The sequence below is a fragment of the Protofrankia sp. CiP1_Cm_nod2 genome (genome assembly GCF_920664355.1).
Lineage (GTDB): Bacteria > Actinomycetota > Actinomycetes > Frankiales > Frankiaceae > Protofrankia.
In genome coordinates this window covers 26,170-28,680 of the sequence record NZ_CAKKTL010000016.1, presented here as the reverse complement: position 1 = coordinate 28,680, position 2,511 = coordinate 26,170, and the positions used below count along the sequence as shown (strand labels likewise).

Genomic DNA, 2,511 nt, shown 5'->3' with positions numbered 1-2,511 from the left:
TCCACCTCCACGCCCGGCGGCTGCGGCCGGACGATGACAGGCCGCGACGGGGCTGTCGGGCCCGGGGCCCGGCTCTCGCCGCTGCCCGGGGGGCCGCCCGCGGAACCACTGGTTGGGGACGGTGTCTGCCTGGCCGCGGCCGTGGTCACCGCGGATGGGCCCGTGGCCGGGTCGGCGGCCGCCACAGGCGCGAGGGCCGGTGTGCCGGCCTGCGTCGGGGTGGGGGCCGGGGTGGGTGTGAGGTACCCCAGCAGGAAGCCGAGCCCCGCGGCTGCCGCGATGAAGGTCAGGTTGGACGATGGCGACGGTGCTGTCACCCGCAACGCCGACAGGCTGACGATCGCGACGAAGCCGGCCCCACACCCGGCGGGCGCGAACCGGACGGCCCGCCGCCACCGGTTGCGGGGGAGACGACGGCGCGCGAGCGCGATCAGCGCGGCAGCCCACAGCAGGGCCGTGACGATCAGCAGGCCCAGCCCGAACATGCCGTATGTGCAGACCAGCGTGCCGCGGATGTCGGCGATCCCCTCGGCCGAGGCGAGGACGTCACGCCTTGCATCACGGAGAGTGACGGACATGGGAGCAGTCCGGTCGCCTGTCCGCGCAGCTCCGCCATGTCGACGTCGACGCTCCAGGCCAGCGAGGCGCCGGCCGGTACGTCCATCCGCACGGCGGTGTCGAAGACGAAGAAGGTCAGGCCCAGCGCCGATCCGCTGACACGGATCGACCGTATCTGGGCGAGCTCGTTCCGGTTGTTACGGACCGTGACAAGAACGCGGGTGGGCCGCTCCGGATCGAGCACGATCCGCCGCCCGGTCACGGAGACCTCGTTGACCACCGCGTCGAGCTGAAGGCCCCCGCTGCCTGCGGCGACGATGCCGCCGGCGGGGCCCCTCGGCCCGTCGCCGGCCGCGGCCATGGCCGGGGCAGGTAACAGGACCAGGACCGTCAGCATCATGATCACCAAAGCGGTGAGTGGCCTCGCGGCTCGCCGCGTCGGCTCCACGACAACAGCCACGACGCCCCCCGGGAATCCACTTTCTGTTGTGACGTCGATGTTACTGTCATCCCGGGAACGGGGCTGCGGCTGGACATGCTGTCCAGTACACGACACGTCGCCGCTCCGTTCGCGGTCGGGGGGCGTCATGCGCTTTTCTTGCCCGGTCTTACGCCGGGCGGGCGTCAGGACCATCCTGACGGCCATCCTGCCGTCGGTGATCCTGCTCGGCATACTCGGCGCGGGGTCCACGGCCGGGCCCACGGCGGCCGCCGCACCCGCCACGGGTACGAGACCGATCCCCATGACCATGGCCGTCGTGGCCGCTCCGAGCAGCAGTGCGCCCGCGCCAAGCCCCACCGCCTGCCCCGAGGGGACTCCGGACGGCTGCCTGTGCCCGGACGGTTCCGTGGTGCCCGGCGGGCGGGAATGCGCACCGCAGCCGTGTCCCACCGGCCAGCAGCGCAACTCGGACGGCGTCTGCGACTATCCGCCATGCCCCGAAGGGCAACAACGCGACGCGAAGGGGATCTGCGACTATCCGCCCTGCCCGGCAGGCCAGGAACGCAACTCGAACGGTGTCTGCGGCTACCCGCCATGCCCCGAAGGGCAGCAACGCGGTAAGGACAACACCTGCGGCTACCCACCATGTCCCGAGGGCCAGCAACGCGGCGATGACGGGACCTGCCGCTATCCGCCGTGCCCGGCCGGGCAACAACGCAACGCGGACGGCGTCTGCGGCTACCCGCCATGCCCCACCGGCCAGGAACGGGACGCGAACGGCACCTGCCGCTACCCGCCGTGCCCGGCCGGCCAGCAACGCGGCACGGACGGGGTCTGCCAGCCGGTCCCCGTGACCTGCCCGGACGGCTCCACCGCCCGCAGCCGGCAGCAGTGCCCGCCGCCACCGATAACCTGCTGGGACGGCAGCACGGCCGCCGCCGGGCAGCAGTGCCCACCGCAGCGCGAGACCTGCGCCGGCGGGGTGACGGTGACGGCCGGGCAGCCGTGCCCGCCGCCGCGGCCCGGGGAGACCTGTCCTGGCGGGACGCCACCGGGCCAGGGCGGCGTCTGCCCACGGCCGTCGGTCTCCTGCCCCGGCGGCCTGTTGGTGCCCGCCGGGCAGCAGTGCCCGCAGCCACCGCCTCCCTGCCCGGCCGGATCCGTGCGGGACGCGTCCGACCGCTGCGTGCCGGTCAGGCCGGAGCCCACGGCCACGCAGCAGCCCGCCCCCGCGCCCTCGCCCGCACCGGCGCTCCCCAGCCCGTTACCCGGGCAGCTGGCGCTGGACAAACCGGTCGTCTCCGGCGGGGACACCCTGTTCGCCACCGGCGCCGGCTGTACGCCGGCTGCCGACGTCGTCATCGTCTCCGAGGACGGCCGGACAATCGGCCGGACGGTCGCGGACGAGAACGGGGAGTTCTCCACGGCCGTGCAGTTCGCCACCTATCGGGCAGGAACCCGTTCGATCACCGCGACCTGCGGTCCGGTCCTACGCTCCGAGGTGGACATGG

Annotated in this window: 2 protein-coding genes and 1 pseudogene; 1 reads left to right on the top strand and 2 read right to left on the bottom strand. The window is 73.7% G+C overall.

Features of this window, described 5'->3' with window-relative positions; all coding sequences use genetic code 11:
- Together NBW84_RS03240 and NBW84_RS03235 are read right to left on the bottom strand one after the other, a co-directional pair.
- A pseudogene (locus NBW84_RS03240) lies at window positions 1-578 on the bottom strand (hypothetical protein); the annotation flags it as partial.
- Window positions 464-1,018 carry a hypothetical protein gene (locus tag NBW84_RS03235; RefSeq protein WP_250281544.1) on the bottom strand — a complete coding sequence of 185 codons (555 nt, stop codon included), beginning with the start codon at window positions 1,016-1,018 and terminating at the stop codon, window positions 464-466. The gene NBW84_RS03235 and the pseudogene NBW84_RS03240, both read right to left, overlap by 115 nt.
- A 283-nt stretch (window positions 1,019-1,301) precedes the next feature.
- Between NBW84_RS03235 and NBW84_RS03230 the strand changes: the two genes are divergently transcribed.
- Window positions 1,302-2,511 (top strand): hypothetical protein (locus tag NBW84_RS03230; RefSeq protein ID WP_250281542.1); only part of this gene is annotated, 1,210 nt, incomplete at its 3' end.